At 69.2% G+C, this 15,901-nt stretch carries 20 protein-coding genes and 3 pseudogenes; 10 read left to right on the top strand and 13 right to left on the bottom strand.

The window, feature by feature from the left end; all coding sequences use genetic code 11:
* On the top strand, window positions 1-791 hold a 791-nt coding region (locus tag VFR64_04340; protein HET9488969.1), incomplete at its 5' end, for an ABC transporter permease.
* Window positions 792-795: 4 nt separating this feature from the next.
* Here the strand turns inward: VFR64_04340 and VFR64_04335 are convergent.
* Together VFR64_04335 and VFR64_04330 are read right to left on the bottom strand one after the other, a co-directional pair.
* Window positions 796-2,400 carry a glucan biosynthesis protein D gene (locus tag VFR64_04335; GenBank protein HET9488968.1) on the bottom strand — a complete coding sequence of 535 codons (1,605 nt, stop codon included), beginning with the start codon at window positions 2,398-2,400 and terminating at the stop codon, window positions 796-798.
* Between the two features lie 120 nt (window positions 2,401-2,520).
* Window positions 2,521-3,879: a YhjD/YihY/BrkB family envelope integrity protein gene (locus tag VFR64_04330; protein HET9488967.1), complete on the bottom strand. Its 1,359-nt coding sequence runs from the start codon at window positions 3,877-3,879 to the stop codon at window positions 2,521-2,523.
* Window positions 3,880-3,931: 52 nt separating this feature from the next.
* Here VFR64_04330 and VFR64_04325 point away from each other — a divergent pair, with 52 nt between their 5' ends.
* Entirely contained in the window at window positions 3,932-4,837 is a 906-nt protein-coding gene (locus tag VFR64_04325) for a TauD/TfdA family dioxygenase (GenBank protein ID HET9488966.1), read from the top strand.
* Between the two features lie 62 nt (window positions 4,838-4,899).
* A complete protein-coding gene (locus VFR64_04320) occupies window positions 4,900-5,415 on the top strand; it encodes a nuclear transport factor 2 family protein (protein ID HET9488965.1) in 516 nt (171 codons plus the stop codon).
* Between the two features lie 165 nt (window positions 5,416-5,580).
* On the opposite strand, the pseudogene VFR64_04315 reads toward VFR64_04320, so the two are convergent.
* A pseudogene (locus tag VFR64_04315) lies at window positions 5,581-5,688 on the bottom strand (polyketide cyclase).
* Window positions 5,689-5,770: 82 nt separating this feature from the next.
* On the opposite strand from VFR64_04315, the gene VFR64_04310 reads away from it, so the two are divergent.
* The 5 genes from VFR64_04310 to VFR64_04290 all read left to right on the top strand — a co-directional run bounded on the left by VFR64_04310 (window position 5,771) and on the right by VFR64_04290 (window position 9,821).
* The gene (locus VFR64_04310) at window positions 5,771-6,211 is read left to right on the top strand and encodes a nucleotidyltransferase domain-containing protein (protein HET9488964.1); all 441 of its coding nucleotides are present in this window, start codon (window positions 5,771-5,773) and stop codon (window positions 6,209-6,211) included.
* Window positions 6,208-6,627, top strand: coding sequence for a DUF86 domain-containing protein (locus VFR64_04305; GenBank protein HET9488963.1), 420 nt, complete (start codon window positions 6,208-6,210; stop codon window positions 6,625-6,627). Before VFR64_04310 ends, VFR64_04305 begins: the two co-directional genes overlap by 4 nt.
* Window positions 6,628-6,662: 35 nt before the next feature.
* Window positions 6,663-7,964: a methyltransferase domain-containing protein gene (locus VFR64_04300; protein ID HET9488962.1), complete on the top strand. Its 1,302-nt coding sequence runs from the start codon at window positions 6,663-6,665 to the stop codon at window positions 7,962-7,964.
* A gap of 136 nt (window positions 7,965-8,100) precedes the next feature.
* Window positions 8,101-9,018: an LLM class F420-dependent oxidoreductase gene (locus VFR64_04295; GenBank protein ID HET9488961.1), complete on the top strand. Its 918-nt coding sequence runs from the start codon at window positions 8,101-8,103 to the stop codon at window positions 9,016-9,018.
* Between the two features lie 77 nt (window positions 9,019-9,095).
* Window positions 9,096-9,821, top strand: coding sequence for a hypothetical protein (locus VFR64_04290; protein ID HET9488960.1), 726 nt, complete (start codon window positions 9,096-9,098; stop codon window positions 9,819-9,821).
* A gap of 207 nt (window positions 9,822-10,028) precedes the next feature.
* Here VFR64_04290 and VFR64_04285 read toward each other — a convergent pair.
* The 4 genes and pseudogenes from VFR64_04285 to VFR64_04270 all read right to left on the bottom strand — a co-directional run bounded on the left by VFR64_04285 (window position 10,029) and on the right by VFR64_04270 (window position 12,575).
* A pseudogene (locus VFR64_04285) lies at window positions 10,029-10,225 on the bottom strand (DUF2442 domain-containing protein).
* Between the two features lie 149 nt (window positions 10,226-10,374).
* Entirely contained in the window at window positions 10,375-11,139 is a 765-nt protein-coding gene (fabG, locus tag VFR64_04280; GenBank protein ID HET9488959.1) for a 3-oxoacyl-ACP reductase FabG, read from the bottom strand.
* Between the two features lie 36 nt (window positions 11,140-11,175).
* Window positions 11,176-11,694, bottom strand: coding sequence for a hypothetical protein (locus tag VFR64_04275; GenBank protein ID HET9488958.1), 519 nt, complete (start codon window positions 11,692-11,694; stop codon window positions 11,176-11,178).
* A gap of 110 nt (window positions 11,695-11,804) precedes the next feature.
* On the bottom strand, window positions 11,805-12,575 hold the full coding sequence (locus VFR64_04270) for a thioredoxin family protein (GenBank protein ID HET9488957.1): 771 nt from the start codon (window positions 12,573-12,575) through the stop codon (window positions 11,805-11,807).
* Between the two features lie 236 nt (window positions 12,576-12,811).
* Between VFR64_04270 and VFR64_04265 the strand changes: the two are divergent.
* A pseudogene (locus VFR64_04265) lies at window positions 12,812-12,928 on the top strand (VOC family protein).
* 26 nt (window positions 12,929-12,954) lie between these two features.
* On the opposite strand, the gene mazF reads toward VFR64_04265, so the two are convergent.
* The 5 genes from mazF to VFR64_04240 form a co-directional block, all read right to left on the bottom strand.
* Complete coding sequence (mazF, locus tag VFR64_04260) at window positions 12,955-13,308, bottom strand: endoribonuclease MazF (GenBank protein ID HET9488956.1); 354 nt, start codon at window positions 13,306-13,308, stop codon at window positions 12,955-12,957.
* Window positions 13,302-13,544 carry an AbrB/MazE/SpoVT family DNA-binding domain-containing protein gene (locus VFR64_04255; GenBank protein HET9488955.1) on the bottom strand — a complete coding sequence of 81 codons (243 nt, stop codon included), beginning with the start codon at window positions 13,542-13,544 and terminating at the stop codon, window positions 13,302-13,304. Before VFR64_04255 ends, mazF begins: the two co-directional genes overlap by 7 nt.
* A 75-nt stretch (window positions 13,545-13,619) precedes the next feature.
* Window positions 13,620-14,183 (bottom strand): Uma2 family endonuclease, encoded by a 564-nt coding sequence (locus VFR64_04250; GenBank protein ID HET9488954.1) that lies wholly within the window; start codon window positions 14,181-14,183, stop codon window positions 13,620-13,622.
* 54 nt (window positions 14,184-14,237) lie between these two features.
* Entirely contained in the window at window positions 14,238-14,378 is a 141-nt protein-coding gene (locus tag VFR64_04245) for a hypothetical protein (protein HET9488953.1), read from the bottom strand.
* Between the two features lie 109 nt (window positions 14,379-14,487).
* Window positions 14,488-14,826, bottom strand: a complete 339-nt coding sequence (locus VFR64_04240; GenBank protein ID HET9488952.1) for an EthD family reductase — start codon at window positions 14,824-14,826, stop codon at window positions 14,488-14,490.
* A gap of 78 nt (window positions 14,827-14,904) precedes the next feature.
* Here VFR64_04240 and VFR64_04235 point away from each other — a divergent pair, with 78 nt between their 5' ends.
* The gene (locus tag VFR64_04235; GenBank protein ID HET9488951.1) at window positions 14,905-15,489 is read left to right on the top strand and encodes a Uma2 family endonuclease; all 585 of its coding nucleotides are present in this window, start codon (window positions 14,905-14,907) and stop codon (window positions 15,487-15,489) included.
* A gap of 210 nt (window positions 15,490-15,699) precedes the next feature.
* Here the strand turns inward: VFR64_04235 and VFR64_04230 are convergent.
* Window positions 15,700-15,901 (bottom strand): DUF2442 domain-containing protein (locus tag VFR64_04230; protein HET9488950.1); only part of this gene is annotated, 202 nt, incomplete at its 5' end.

The following is a 15,901-nucleotide window of genomic DNA, read 5'->3' as shown; positions in this document are numbered from 1 at the left end:
TGGCCGGCCTCGCCCTGCTGCTGAGCCTCGGCCTCGTCTGCCTGGCCGCGCCTCTCTTCACCGCCGAGGACCCGGCGCGCCAGAACCTGGCCCGGGCGTTGGGGCCGCCTTCGTGGGAGCACCCGCTCGGGATGGATCATCTGGGCCGCGACATCCTGGCCCGCATCCTCCACGGCGGGCGATTGTCCCTCATGATCGGATTCCTGGCCGTCGGCATCGGTCTGGCGGTGGGAGTCCCGCTGGGAGCGATCTCCGGCTTCCAGGGCGGTATTACCGACCTGGTGATCCAGCGCTTCGCCGACATCCTGCTCTCGTTTCCTGGCTTTCTGCTGGCGCTGTCGCTGGTGGCGATGCTCGGCGTCGGCCTGGAGAACGTCATCATCTCGGTCGGCATCAGCGCCGTGCCAGCGTTCATCCGGCTGGTGCGCGGCTCGGTGCTGTCGATCCGCGAGCAAGTCTACGTGGAAGCCGCCCACGCGCTGGGCCAGACGCGGGCCGTCATCATCGTCCGCCACGTGCTGCCGAATGCCATGGCCCCCGTGATCGTGCACTCCACCCTGAGTCTCGGCTTTGCCATCCTCGTGGCGGCCGGCCTCGGCTTCCTCGGCCTGGGTGTGCAGCCGCCGACGCCGGAGTGGGGGACCATGCTGGGTGAGGGCCGGCAGTACATCTTTCGCGCGCCATCGCTGACGATGTTTCCCGGGCTGGCCATCTTCCTCGCCGTGTTGGGGTTCAATCTGTTCGGCGACGGGTTGCGTGACGCCCTCGACCCCAGGATGCGGACGCTGTGATGGCTCAAGCGCCCGGGGCGATCCACCGCCTTCTCTGCGATGGCGGAGGCGGTGTCCACTGGTAGACCCAGGTCTCCGTCAGGGCGTCATGACCGAGGCGCAGGTACAGGCGCAGGTCGATGGGCTCGACGCTATCGTCGGTGGGGCGGAGATCGAATGTCGCGCGATAACCCTGGATCTCGACTTGAGGGCGCGCCGCCACGATCTCGATGGCGCCACGTGACGCGCTGATCACCGCTTCCACTTTCGCGGTCTTGGCGAGCGTCGCGAGCTGGCCGCCCGCGAAGTCGATGGCGAACCGCCACGAGAAGTACTTGCGCTTCTGCCCGACGATGCCGCCGACGCCGTTGCGCGTGGCCACCACCCGTCCCAGGGGCGGCTCGTGCGGCACCTGCGCCCCCCAGTGGAGCCGATAGGCGAATAGCTGCTCGTCTCCCGGCTGCGGCTTGTGGGCCGGATGCCAGAAGGCCACGATGTTATCGAAGGTCTCGTCCGCGGTCGGGATCTCCACGAGCTGGACCGCGCCCTTGCCCCAGCCCCGGCCGCCGGAGGTCCGCGGCTCGATCCACGCGGTGGGCCGCCGGTCGTAGTAAGCGCCATCGTCCTGATAGTGATCGAACCGACGGTCCCGCTGCAGCAGGCCGAACCCGCGCGGATCCTCGTCGAAGTACGAATTCACGCGCACGCCCCCGGGATTGACGAGCGGCCGCCAGATGCGCTCGCCCCTCCCGGTCCAGATCGCCAGACCGTCGGAGTCGTGGATCTCCGGGCGCCAGTCGTCGGCGATCCGGCGATCGTTCTCACCATGCAGAAACATGCTGGTCAGCGGCGCGATACCGAGTCGCTCGATCGGCCGACGCGGATAAAGTGCGGCGTCCACGTCCATCGTCAACGTCTGACCCGGCACGATATCGAAGCGATAGGCGCCCGCGAGGCTGGGCGAGTCCATCAAGGCGTATACCGTCAACCGGCTCGCCCCTCTTTCGGGGCGCTCCAGCCAGAACGCCTCGAAGATCGGGAATTCTTCGGGGCGGTCGAGCCCGGTATCGATGGCGAGCCCGCGGGCGGACAGGCCGTATTGCTTCTCACCGCCGACGGCGCGGAAGTAGCTCGCGCCGAGGAAGGCGGCGACGTCGAGGTCCCAATCGGCGTGGAAATGCACGCGGAACCCGGCAAAGCCCAGCTCCTTGGGCAACGCCGTCGCGTTCACGCCGCTCTCGCTCAGGTCGAACATCGCCGGGTCGTAGGGGATGGGTCGCGCCTGCGCGTTGACGACCTCGTACATCCGAATCGGGTCCTTGAAGCCGCGGCCCGGATGAAAGAACCGCACTTGAAACGCGACGTCCTGTCCGACCCAGAGCGCGCGCTCGGGACGAAACCGGATTGCCTGGTAGCGATCCCAGTCCATCTCGATCAGGGCGTTCGGCAGAACCTGCGGCAGCTGCCGGTACGAGGTTTGTGCGCGCCAGCGCGCCTGTCCCTTCAGCCAGGCGAAGTCAAAGGGGTGTGACTTGGTTGTGGACGGCGCCGCGGCCAAGGGCAGGGGAAAAGACTTGGAGGCCAGGGCGAGAAGCGGAACAGACTTGAGCAGCGTACGTCGGGAGATCATGTGCCTGGCTATGCTACCTGCCGTGGTCCAGCTGATGCAACGCCGACGCCCCTCTACGAGGCGCGCGGCCTGTCGCTCGTCAGCTGGCTGCCAGAGGTCACGCCGATCGTCGGCCGCCCGTCAGCGTTCGCGGTGGCGCACCAGCGGGGTCACCGCCGCCTCGCGCGGCGGCTCGCCGGCCAGCGTCCGGAGCGTGACCCGGCCCAGCGCCTCGTGCAGGGCCCGGTCGCGCGCGCCGAGCACGGCCGCGACGGCCGCGGGCAGACGCACCACGTCGTCGGCGGGGGCTTCCTCCGGGTCGGCGACGATGGCCAGGACGTCGGCGGCGGTGACCTCGTCCGGCCCCCGGGCCAGGGCCACGCCTTCGGGCTCGGCCGCGCGGAGCAGCACGCCGCGCGCCACCAGGTCGTCGATCACGTCCTCCAGGCTCTTCACCGGCGCGTCGATCGTCACCGCGATCTCCTCGACGCGCGCGGGCGGTTGCCCGGTGAGCGCCCGGCGGGTGATCTCCACGAGAGCGGCCAGGGCCAGCCGTTCGCGGAACGTGAGGCCCTGGCGCTGACGGGCTGCCAGGTAGGACGACGGATACTGGTAGAAATAGGCGATCTGAGCGCCCACGAAGACGATGAGCCAGCTGACGTAGAGCCAGATCAGGAAGACGACGAGCACGGCGAAGCTCGAGTAGATCGCCGTGTAGCGGGTGGAGCCGGCGATGAAGGCCGTGAAGGCCAGGCCGGCCAGGTGCCAGAGAATGGCGGCGACCGCGCCGCCGACCAGGGCCGAGGCGGGGCGGACCCGGGTGTTGGGGACCACCGCGTAGAGGAACGCGAACGCCACGCAGAGGAAGAGGAACGGCGCCACCTGGCCGGCCAGGAAGATGGCCACGGCTTGCAGCGCGCTCACCCCGAACAGCCGCTGCACGAGCCAGTGGCTCTGCATGGCGGTCATCAGGCCGAGCGCCGCAAAGATCAGGACCGGGCCGACCAGGAGCAGGCTCAGATAGTCGCTGACCTTGCGAATCAGGCTCCGGCCCCGCCGGGCCCGCCAGATCCGATTCAGGCCGTCCTCGATGTTGTCCAGCAACATCAGCGCCGTGTAGAGCAGGCCGGCCACGCCGACCGCGCCCAGCACGCCGACCTGGATGTTGTCGACGAACTGCACGATCCGGTCGGTGATCTCGACGCCGCGCGGCCCCAGCGGCTCCAGGGCTTCGGCCAGCGTCGGCCGGATCAGCTGGTGGGCCCCGAAGGCCTTGAGCACCGAGAAGCTCACCGCGAGCAACGGGACCACCGACAGGAGCGTGCTGTACACGAGGGCCATCGCCCGGAGGTTGATCTGCCGGTCCTGGACGGCGCGCGCGATGACCACCAGGAGGCGCAGCAGACGCAGGCCGAGCCGCGCGACCGGGCTGCGCGCCGACAGGTCCGCCTGCCAGAGGTCGCGATCGAGATACTCGAGGGCCCGTGACCAGAGCCGCATCCGCTGTGTCCTCGTCGCGCAGTATAATTCCATCGCCGTACGGAGGGGGCACGTGAAGACGATCGAGCCGACGGGACAGATCCTGGGAGCCACGGTCCGGGGCCTGGACCTCTCCGAGCCCTTGAGCGACGCGGACTTCGCGCTTATTTTGAAGTTGCTGGGCGCTCACGGCGTGCTGCACTTCCCCGGGCAGAAGCTCGAGGCGCGCGCGCTCAGGGACTTCTCCCGGCGGTTCGGCCGGATCCAGGCCACGCTGAGCGGGCGCCACCACGAGCCCGGGATGCCCGAGGTCGGGATCCTTTCGAACATCATCGCGAACGGCGAGCCGATCGGCATCACCGACGCCGGCCAGGACTGGCACACCGACATGTCCTACAACGAGACCATCGGCTTCCTGAACGTCCTCTACGCCGTCAAGGTGCCGCGCCGCGACGGCCGGGTGCTCGGCGCGACCATGTTCGCCAACACCCAGGCGGCCTACGAGGACCTGGCCCCGGAGCTCAAGGCGCGGCTGCGGACGGCGACGGCGACGCACGACTTCAACAAGTTCTGGGAGAACATGCGCCGGCGCCCGGGCAGCCTGCGGGATCCGCTGACGCCGGAGCAGCGCCGGAAGCGGCCCCCGTCCGTCCACCCGGTCTTCCTGACCCACCCGATCACCGGCAAGACCGTCCTCTACTGCAACCCCGGCTACGCCATCCGCATCAACGAGCTCGACGAGGCCGAGAGTGAGCGTATGCTGGCTTTGCTCTTCGACCACCAGCTCCAGCCGAAGTACCAGTGGACACACCACTGGACGGAGGACGACGTGCTGGTGTGGGACCACATCGGCACGCTGCACAACGCGGTCGCGGACTACGGGCCGGAGGAGCACCGGCTGATGAAGCGCTGTCAGGTGATGGCGGATCGGATATTCGATCCAGCTTTCCTTCGGGCGGCGCTCTCGCCGGCCGCCTGAGGAAATGACCCTCGACAATCGTGTCCGCGAGAGCGAGAACGTGCGGCGCTAACATTCCTTCCATGCGCGACGCTCGCGTTGCGGCTGCCGCGATCCTCGCGATGCTCGTGTTAAGCCCTCTGCTGGGATGGGGGACGGCTTCGGCCGATCATGGGGCCGGTGTTCCGCTCAAGGACTATGTGCCCCGGACTCGCGACGAGGCCGAGATCGTCCGGCTGATCGGAACGGTCGCCGCTGGCTGGGAGCGCAAGGATGTCGATCTGATCCTGTCGGCGTACGCCCCGGATGCGGTACAGCGGGCGTGGAACGACCCAACGACGATGATCGGGGTTGCGGGCATCCGCGGCGAGGCGCTGGGAGCGTTCGCTGACCCCGCCCTCGGCCACGTGCGCTTCGAGGACTGGATTCACCGGATCTACATCGTGAATGGCTCGGCACTGGTCGAGATCAACCAGAAGTTCCACGGCTGGGGGCGAGACCATTACTACCGTGATTTCTGGATGTTCGCGCGACGAGACGGTCGATGGCGGTTGATTCGCTACGACTACGAGCCTCAGTCCCCGTTCGATCGTCGCTAGCGCAAGTCCGCAGCCCGCACCGGCCCATCATTGGGCTTGCCTGTTGGCGAATTGGACGTGCCGCGGCACCGCCAGGTTCAGGACGGTGAGGGCAGCGCGATCACGGCGAGGCCCGATCCACCCGCGGCGCCCGGCTCGGGTCGGTGCGACAGTGTCCAGGGCCGGCTAGCCTGCCTCGACGAGCGCCGCGAGTCTCGCGAGCGCCTCCCGCCAGCCGGCCTCGTTGTCGGCAGTCGACAGGCCCGGCGGCAAACCATCGTGCACGGCGAGGACTGGAGCTGCCCGTGAAGTGGTAGGAGCTGCCTCGCACTAGCCTGAGCTCGAAGCTCGCGCTGGGTGTGTTAGCGTAGACGGCGTGAACGAGCAGCTCGGGTCCCAACGCGACGTCGGCGCCGCCCTGGCGGCCCATCTGGCCGCGCGGCCACCTGCGGGTGTCGTGTCCGTGTACCTGTTCGGCAGCCGGGCGGCGGGCCGGGCCCACCGGGAAAGCGACGTGGACGTCGCCGTGCTCCTGCGCTGGGACGCCTTTCCAACCTCCCGGGAGCGCTTCGAGGCACGCCTGCGGCTCATCGCCGACCTCTCCACGGCTCTGGGGCGTAATGATATCGATCTGGTCGTGCTCAACGATGCACCGCCGCTCCTGGGCCGGCACGTCGTCACGACGGGCCGGCGCCTGCTTTGCACCGACCTCGAAGCCGACCACGTCTACGTCCGCGACGTCCAGCTTCGCGCCGCCGACCTCCAGCCCTGGCTTGAGCGCATGGCGCGGATCAAGCTCGACGCGCTCCGGCGGTGAGCCCACTCGCCGAGCGGCTGGCGGAGCCGAAGCGACACCTCGATCACCTTCGGGCCCTGCGGCCCCGCGTCGCCGGTCCCGAAACTCTGCGGCGCGACCTGTCCCTGCACAACGACGTGCTCTTCTCATTGCTGACCGTCTGCCAGCTCGTCATCGATGTCTCCGGGGAGCTGGCGGCCCGCCGGGGCGAGCGCTTCGAAGACTACGCGGGCGCCGTCCGCAGCCTGGCGGCCGACTCCCGGTTCCCGCCACACCTCGTGCGCGAGCTCGAGCGGCTGCCCGGCTTCCGGAACGTGCTGGTTCACGAGTACGTGGCCCTGGACATGGCCCGCGTGGTCGAGGCGCTCGACCGGCTCGAGCCGGTCGAAGAGTTTCTCGAGATCGCCCGTACGGTGGTCGAGGGCGGCCCACTTTGACCAGACGGCGCGATGAAGCGGCTCCGCTGCCTCTCGTGGACCGTCTCCTCCAGCTCTTGCAGCACTTCGGCCTCGCGCGGGCGCACCTGGCGGCCGCCGTGCCGGGGGACTGGCGCGGGCTGGCCACGGCCCATGCCGACCGGATCGCCTCCCTGAGCCTGGTGTGCCCGATAGGGATCGATCCGGCCCTGGCGGCCGTGGCCTCACGGGCACAGGTGATCCACGGGGACCAGGGGCCCATCGCCGAGCGGGCGCGAGCCGCCGTGGGGCGCATGCCCGAGGTGGCGCTGGTGACCCTGGCCGGCTATGCCGGGCTCGTCTGGTCCGATGTGTGCGCCGAGCGGGGCGGGGAGATGGTCCCGGCGCTGCTCGATTTCGTGCGGCGCATGGAGGGCAAGCACCCCGCTGGAGCGGGGCCGCTCACGCCGGGCGCCGGCGAGGTGGCCGGGCTCGCCTATCGCGTGCAGGGCAGCGGGCCGCCGCTGGTGCTACTGCCGCTGGGGTTGTCGCCCTCGCAGTGGGAGCCGCTGCTGGCGCAGCTCGGCAAGGACTGCTGCACGATCGTGCTGGCCGGCCCGCATCTGGGCATGGTGCCGCTGCTCGAAGGCCGGGGCCAGGCGCCGGGCTACTCGCGCATGGTGCGCAACCTCGTGCAAGAGATCGGGCTGCGCCCGGGCGAGCGCGTGGTCGAGATCGGCTGCGGCACCGGCGTGCTCACGCGGTGGCTGGCCGGGCACACCGCGGGCGCGAACTCGATCACGGCCGTCGATGTCAATCGCTACCTGCTGCAGGAGGCCCAGGCGCTGGCGCGCGCGGCGGGCTTGCAGGGCGTCATCACCTTCCAGGAGGGCAACGGGCTGGCGCTGCCCTTGCCCGACGGCGGGTTCGACGTGACGCTCTCGCTCACCGTCCTGGAGGAGGGCGACGCCGACCCGATGCTGGCCGAGCTGGTGCGCATCACCCGGCCGGGCGGCCGCGTGGCGGCCATCGTGCGGGGCGAGGACTGGCCCATCCAGTTCTCGCTGGCCCTGCCGGAGGAGCTGCGCGCGCGGGTGGCGAAGGCCATGGGCACCGGCGTCACCGAGGGCGGCTGCGCGGACGCCAGCCTGTATCGGCGCTTCAAGGCGGCGGGCCTGACCGACGTGCGCACCCTGCCGCAGCTCGCGGTGTACGACGACCCCGGGCACCTGCTCGTGCAGTACTACCAGAGCCGCGCGCTGGGCGTGCTCACCCCGGGCGAGGCGCAGGAGTGGCACGCGGCCATGGCGCAGGCGCGCGCGCAGGGGAGCTTCGTGCTGGCGGTCCCGCACCACTGCGCGGTCGGCACCCGGCCCTGAATGCCCCGGGTAGGCGCGATCAACAGTCTGCTGACCGGGAGGCCGACCTACCGCCGAACGCTGGGGCATCACTCGCCGAGGCGCGGCCGGAATCCCCCGCCTGGTGATAGGCATCCTGAAGGTTCAGGAGGTTCGCATGCGAGCAGGATTCGCGCTAGGAAACATCGGACCGATCGGGACGGCGGAGAACCTGGTCAGGATCGCGCAGCGGGCCGAAGCGCTCGGCTATGACACTCTGTGGGCAGTCGAGCGGCTTCTCTGGCCTCTGAAGCCCCAGACGCCGTATCCGGTGACGCCCGACGGCTCGCTCCCTGCCGAGTACAAGCATGTCCTCGACCCGCTCGAAGCCCTGACGTTCGTGGCGGCCCACACCCGGCGGATCGGGCTGGGCACCAGCGTGCTGGACATCCCGTACTACAACCCGGTGATGCTGGCCCGGCGAGTGTCCACGCTGGACGTGCTGTCCGGGGGCCGGGTGCGACTGGGGCTCGGCCTGGGCTGGTCGAAGGACGAGCACGACGCCATGGGCGCCGAGATGAAGAACCGTGGCGCGAAAGCCGATGAGTTCCTGGCGGTGGTCAAGACCATCTGGACGACGGACCCGACCGAGTTCCGGGGCCAGTACTACACGCTGCCGAGGTCACACATCGGCCCGAAGCCCGCGCAGAAGCCGCATCCGCCGATCTATCTGGCCGCCTTCGCCGCCGGCGCGCTCAACCGGATCGGGCGGCTGGCCGACGGGTGGAATCCCGTGGCGATCCCCGTGGCCGGGATGAAGCAGATGTTCGACAGCGTCAAGCAGACAGCGCGGGACGCCGGCCGGGACCCGTCCAGGCTCCAGCTCGTCGTGCGCGCCAACATCGAGATCCACGACAAGCCGCGCGCGACGGATGGGGCGATCTTCACCGGGACGCTCGCCCAGATCGAGGAAGATGTCGCGGCGTGCCGGGCTCTCGGCGCGCACGAGGTCCACTTCGACCCGACGTTCACCGCGGGTGGGCAGCAGATCGATCGATGGCTCGCCCTCATGGAGCAGCTGCGGAAGCTCGTGTGAGCGAGATCCGAGGGCCGCATGAGGAAGTACGCATCTGATTTCGGACCTGGGCCTGGGCCGGTAATCTCCCAAAGGCGATGATCCGGGCCCGGATCGGCGTCCTCGTGCCTGCCGGCAATCCTACCGTGGAGCCGGAGTTCTACCGCATGGCGCCCACGGGTGTGAGCATCCACTTCGCTCGGCTCGACTCCGGCGCAGGGGCGCCGGGCACGCCCGAGGCGATGGAACGGCGGACGCTCGGCTACCTCGATGCCCTCCCCGGCGCCGCCCGCACTCTGGCCGACGTCCGGCCGGCCGTGATCGTGCTCGCTCACACGGGCGTGAGCTATCTCAACGGCGCCGCCGGAGAAGCGGCCCTGGCCGCCCGTCTCTCCGAGCTGGCGGGCACGCGGGCGACGACCGCGGCCGGCGCGGTCGGTGCCGGCCTCCGCCAGCTCGGGGTCAAGCGACTGGCGCTGGCCACGCCGTACCCCGAGTCGATCAGCGCGGCCGGCCGTGCCTTCTGGGCGGCGTCGGGCTTCGACATCGTCGGCTACCACCGGCTCCCCGACGTGGCCAACATCTATGAGGAGACCGAGGAGCGAGCGTACACGCTCGGCCGCGCCGCCGATGTGGCGGCGGCCGAAGCGGTCCTGATCAGCGGCACGGGGCTGCCGACGGCCGGGATCATCGAGCGCCTCGAGCGCGACCTCGGCAAGCCGGTGGTGACCAGCCAGCAGGCCTCGCTCTGGCGGGCCCTGCGGCTGGCGGGCATCACCGACGCGGTAGCGGGGTTCGGTCGTTTGCTTCGCGAGCCCGGGTGAGCGTTGATCGTGCGCTGAGTCGGCTCTGGGATGCCCGGCTGATCAGGCGCGAGAAACAGAGCCACGCCCGTTCCCCTACGCCTGATCCAGCCCGCTCTCGTGGGCACGCTCTCGGTCATCGGGCCACCCTCCCGGCGTTGTCAGGCTGTGCCGAAGGTCTGGTTCCAGGTTGTGCGAACGCTGCGGAGGAGCGACGGCGAGATCCGGCCAATGAATGCCCTCGCCGCGGCCGAGCAGGCGCCAGTTCGACCGTTCGGCCGCGGCGTACCGTGCGCGAGCCGTGGATACCACGACACCGGCACGCTGACGGTCCGACCGTCGAGCAGATCGACGATCAGTGCGTCGTCGGTCACCGTCACCTGCTGAGCCATAGCCGGGCGGAACTCACTAAGAGACGTGCTCATCCCACGCTCGACGAAGTCGGTCTGCGTTCTCTCTCGAAGACGGCCTGGGTCTTCCCGTGCCCGACCACGTCACCAGGGCAGCTAGCAGCATCGACGACGAATGAGCACTCGCATTCTGCGTCCTGTCCAGAAGCTACCGGGGGGGTCGCCTACCCGTGATAGTCGCCGCCGTTGACGTGGATCAGCTGGCCGACCACGTAGCGGGCGGCGTCGGTGGCCAGGAACACGACGACGTCGGCGATGTCGTCCGGCTCGGCGAGGCGGCCGCTCGGGTTGTTGCGACCGAGCGCCATCAGCGCGTCCTCGGTGTTGCCCAGGCGCGGCATCGCGGTGTTCGTGACGCCGGGGGCGACGGCGTTGACACGGATGCCGTGCGGCGCCAGCTCGCGGGCCATGCCGCGGGTGAGCCCCACGATGCCGAGCTTGCTGGCCATGTAGGCCGTGGCGCGCGCGGAGCCGCGGTAGGGCGCGCCGGACGAGATGTTGATGATTGCCCCCGGCCGCCGCGCGGCCACCATGCGCCGGGCCGCCTCCTGCGCGCAGACGAAGGTGGCCTTGAGGTTGGTGTCGAGCACGGCGTCCCACATGTCCTCGGTCAGGTCGAGAAACGGCGCGCGCGGGAAGATCGCCGCGTTGTTGACGAGGACGTCGAGCGGGCCGAGGACGCGCTCGGCCTCGGCCACGAGGCGCCGCGCCTCCTCGGGCCTGGCGATGTCGGCGGCGAGCGTCGTGGCCCGCCGGCCGAGGGCCGTGATCTGCGCCGCCGTGGACTCGGCCGCCGCCTTGTCGTCGAGAAAGTTGAGGGCCACGTCGGCGCCGGCGGCGGCGAACCGCAGGGCGATCGCGCTGCCGATGCCTCGCTGGGCACCCGTCACCAGAACGGTCTTTCCGGCACAGGACTGGTCAGAGCTCATGGCCGGAAGGTGTATCACATCTCCGGCGACCCGTGGCTAGGGACTGACGCGCAGCCGGGGGTGGCGGAGGCGGAAGTAGCCGGCCATCGCGGCGGCGGCGAGTAAATTCGCCACCAGCACCGCCGGCCACGTCAGCGCCTTGAGGATCGGCGCGGCGAAGACCATGGCCGCGACCGTGAATCCGAACTCGAGGATCACGAAGAGCAGCAAGATCCCGAAGCCCACACCGGGATGGCGCTCGACCATGCCCAGCAGCCGGGACACGATGCCGCCGATGGCGGCGAACGCCAGGCCGTGGACCCAGGTGAACATCAGCACCATCTCCAGGGACGGGGGCATGTTCTCCAGCGCCGCCAGGCCGGCGCCGCGCCCGAAGAGCGCGGTGCCGAGCACCGTGGGCGTGTAGAACGGTCGTCCCTGAATGAGGTCGAGGACGAAGAACCACACGGCGACGGTGACCGCCGCCAGGACGCCGGCGACGATGCCTTCCTGGAAGAGCCGCGCGGTGTCGGTGCTGGGGGAGACAGCGGTAGTCGCGCCAGGTCGAGCGGTCATCACCCAACTCCTTTCCGGGTGCGTGAGCCGGCCCTATGACAGTGGTGAGCAGTATAGTCCCCCGCCTGGGGCTCGGCAAACCTGCTCACGCCGGCTCAGCGTCCCAGGTGTCAGGCCGGGCGCTTGTCGTACTCGTCGTGGCGGCGCCACCAAACGCCCGTCTCGTTGCGCCCGTTGGGGGCGCGGTCGAGCCACTGGTACATGCCCCAGAGACCGTCCAGCCCGCGCGCATAGGTGGAATAGGTGTGGTAGACGGCGCCGTCCTCGAGCACGAACGCGCTCATGCCCGGCCTCTCGCGCGTGTACGTGGCCACGTCGGTTCCGGCCATGGCCGCGTTCTCGGCGACCGGCTGCGGGATCGCCGTCGCGTCCATCGCGTGGCCGCCCCGCTCGTAGTTGTATTCGATGCTCCCCTCGCGCTGTTGCTCCTCGGTGAACCCGACGCCGAAGTCGAAGTTGAAGTCGCTACCGAACGAGGACGCCCAGGGAAACGTCCACCCCATCCGCCGCTTGTACGCCTGCAGCTTCGTGAGCGGCGCCCGCGACACCGCCGAGAGCGTGACGTCGTGGTTGGCCAGATGGACGACGAAGCCGTCGAACCCGTCGGCGATCGTCGAGCAGGTTGCACAGCCCGCCGCGTAGTCGGGCCCGAACATGAAGTGATAGACGAGAAGCTGCGAGCGCCCTCGGAAGAGGTCTTTCAGCGAGGCGCTCCCCTCGTCGGTCTCGAATCGATACCCCTTGTCGATCCGCACCCACGGCAGCTCCTGCCGCCACCGCGCCAGCTCGTCGCTGCGCCGCGTGAGCTCCTTCTCCGCCTGGAGCAGCTCCAGCCGCGCTGCGAGCCACTCTTTGCGTGTCCCGGTTCTGTGCTTGGTCATCGCCATGCTCTCCCTCCCGCCCATCGCTCGTCGTTGGGCACGAGATACATTTAGCGCCGGCTATCGAACGGCGGGAGTGACAAGTGTGACGCGATTCCGATGGACTCGTCTTGCCGTCCCGAGAGTGGGCTCCCAGGCCTCAGCCGTGAATCGCCCCCCACTCAGCGAGCATCCCAAGCGCGAGCGGCGGATAGGCGCCGTGCCACACCGCTGGCGTCTGATGGAGCCAGAGGCGCCTGTACGAGGGTCTGATCCCGCACCTGGTGTGCGACCCGTGCGCGGACGCGATCGAGTTCTACAAGAGGGCCTTCGGCGCCGAGGAAGTTCACCGCGCCCCGGCGCCCGACGGGCGCCGCGGGCCCTGCTGTACCTCAAGGAGTTAGCGAGTGGCGTCTGGGTCGACGAGGGCGAGAATCTTGCCGACTGCCTCTTGCAACAGATCGGCTGGCAGATTGCCAATGCGCCTCGCCTTCCGCACGCGCCAGTCAAGGCTCTTGATCTGATCAGAGAGAATCGCCCCCTCGACGCCAAGCCCCTGCGGAAGCAGCACTTCGAAGGGGTATCCCTTCACCTGAGAGGTGACGGGGCAGCAGAGGGCCAATCCCACGCGGCGGTTGTATGAACTTGGAGAGATCACTACCGCGGGCCGATGGCCGGCCTGCTCGTGGCTGCCTGGATTGAACTGCAGCCAGATGAGATCCCCGCGCGCGGGCACATAAGCCGCCACTACCAGGCCTCGCGGCCGACTGCTCTACCGGTCGAGACCTCGCCATGCAGGTTTCGCCGGCTTATTTTCCGGAGTAGCGCATTCAACGAATACTTGCGAACTCGAAGCGGGCGGACCAGGAGCCGACCGTTCTCCACCGACAGGTCTACGGTGGCCCCTTCTTCCACCTGGGCCTCGACGGCGAAGGACCGCGGAATCCGCAATCCGAGGCTGTTACCCCACTTCTGGATCTTCGTCTGCATAGGACCCTCCGGCTGGATATACAATGAATACACATCACAAGGTTCGCGGTCAAGTCAGTGGCCCGCCAGGGATTGTCAGCCGACGAGATCGGCGACGTCGACGGAGAGATCCGGAAACGCCTCGGGGCAGACGCGCTGGCCGCGCCCGAGGATCCGCACGCTCCCGTAGCGGTCACCCCGGGGCTCGCGACGGACCTCGAGCTGCTGGGTGGTCAGATCGAGCAGCCAGACCTCCTGGACCCCGACCCGCGCGTAGAGCGGAAGCTTGACGCGGCGATCCAGCCGGAGCGTCGTGTCGGCGACCTCGATGAGCAGCAGCACGTCGGCCGCCTCCGGATGCCTGCTCGTGTAGAAATCGGCGCGCGGGCGGAGCAGCGCCACATCGGGCTGCAGCTCGGTATCCTCCTGCGGGAACTGCACCGGGTTCTGGACGAACACCATCGCCCGGTCTCCGAGGCGCGACGTGAACAGGCGGGTGAGGCGCCCCACGGTGCCGGCATGATACGCGCCAATCGGTTCGCGAAGGACGATGTCGCCACGGATCAGCTCGAGGCGGCTGTCCTCGGGAAGGATGCCGGTCTCGCCCATCCGGTGGTACTCGTCGACCGTGAACCGCCGCCGGGTCAGGAGCTTGCCCATGATCGTTCTCCCGGGGCCATTCTACTGCCCCTGGTTGCGGTCAGGCACCGTCCATCATCCGATACCGGAGGCGTCGACCTGAAAGCGCCAGCCGGCATCGTGACGCACGATGCGGCCGGCCGTCGGGTGGTGGAAGTGCGTGCCCAGGACGGTGACGTGCGTGTCGGCGTAGCGCTGGCACGGCCGCGAGGTCATCCAGGCTCGATAACCTCCGGCGTGGCGTCGGGCAGCAGCCACGTCGGGCGGGTAGGGCCGGCCCGCTCGACGACGGCGGTGACGCTCAGGCGGCCGAGCGTGAGAGGCTTCATGGCTTGGGGATGATGACGTTCTCGTCGACTGTGAAGGTCTTGATCCGCCCGATGAAGAGCGCGCCGTCGGCGTGCAGCGCCTTGGCCTCGGGCGTGGCCATCGCCCGCTGCATCGCCTCGCGGTCGTCGAACCACAGCTCGGCGATGCCGTCGATCTCGACCTCGGTGGCCGGGATGTCGGGCCGGCGGCGCTCCTCCACGATGTGCGACTGCACGTAGCGCCGGATCCCGGGCACCGCGTGGGCCAGCGGCGCGTGCACCTCGAGCCAGTGCTTCACGAACTGCTCGTGGGTAAGGTGCGGCTTGCGGGTGAGCAGCGAGATGCTCTTGATCACGCGGGAACGATAGCACGGGCAGCCGGTATCGGTCCGCGGACGTTGACGATCCCGGTGGACCACAAGTAGCATGGCGTCATGGGCTCGGCCCTCGAACGGGAAGTCACCACCAGGTCGTGGCGTCGTGTCGAGTACGAGCGGCTCGTCGATCTCGGCGTCTTCGCCGGCGAGCGTCTGGAGCTGCTCGACGGCGTGCTCGTGGTGCGCGAGCCCCAGGGGAGCGCCCACGCCGCCATCGCCACCAAGGTCGGCCAGGCCCTGGCAAGGGCGTTCGGCGACGGATGGCACACGCGCCTGCACTCCCCGCTGGCGCTAGGAGAGCACTCCGAGCCCGAGCCCGACGTCGCCGTCGTCGCCGGCGCGCCCGAGGACTACCTCGCCGCCCATCCTTCGACGGCCGCGCTCGTGGTCGAGGTCGCCGATGCCAGCCTGCGGCTGGACCGACGGTTCAAGGCCGCGCTCTACGCGCGAGCTGGCCTGCCCGAGTACTGGATCGTGAATCTCCCCGATCGCGTCCTCGAGGTCTATCGTGACCCGCACCCGCCGGCCGACCCGGCTGACGATTGGAGCTATCGCTCGCTGGCCACCCTGCCCACGCCCGGCCAGGTGACGCCGCTGGCGGCGCCGCACGCCCGGATCCTCGTCGCCGACCTGCTCTCCTGAAGCTCAGCCACCCGGACAGCCCTGCGTGTTGACGTAGAGCGCGTAGATCGACGTGCTGGCCGCCATGAACAGGCGATTGCGGTAGGTGCCCGCTTCCGCTTCCGCGTCAGCGTCGTGCCGTCCATCACGTCATAGGCGAGGATAGGTGAAGAACGAGCCATGTGGCTTCGAGCTCGAAGCTCGCTTCGACGGTGCGCGAGGTCATTCAGGCTATCGACGCGATTTCAGCCACCTTTGCAGTGAGCTCTGGGTTTCACCGAAAGGTCGCCCGGCCAAGAGACCGGCAACGCTGATGTCTTCGTCGAGATCCGGCCAATGAATGCCCTCTCCGCGGCCGAGCAGGCGCCAGTTCGACCGTTCGGCCGGCGTACCGTGCGCGAGCCGTGGATACCACGATACCGGCACGCTGACG

This window comes from Candidatus Methylomirabilota bacterium, assembly GCA_035709005.1.
GTDB lineage: Bacteria > Methylomirabilota > Methylomirabilia > Rokubacteriales > CSP1-6 > 40CM-4-69-5.
This window is presented reverse-complemented; position numbering and strand designations above follow the sequence as displayed.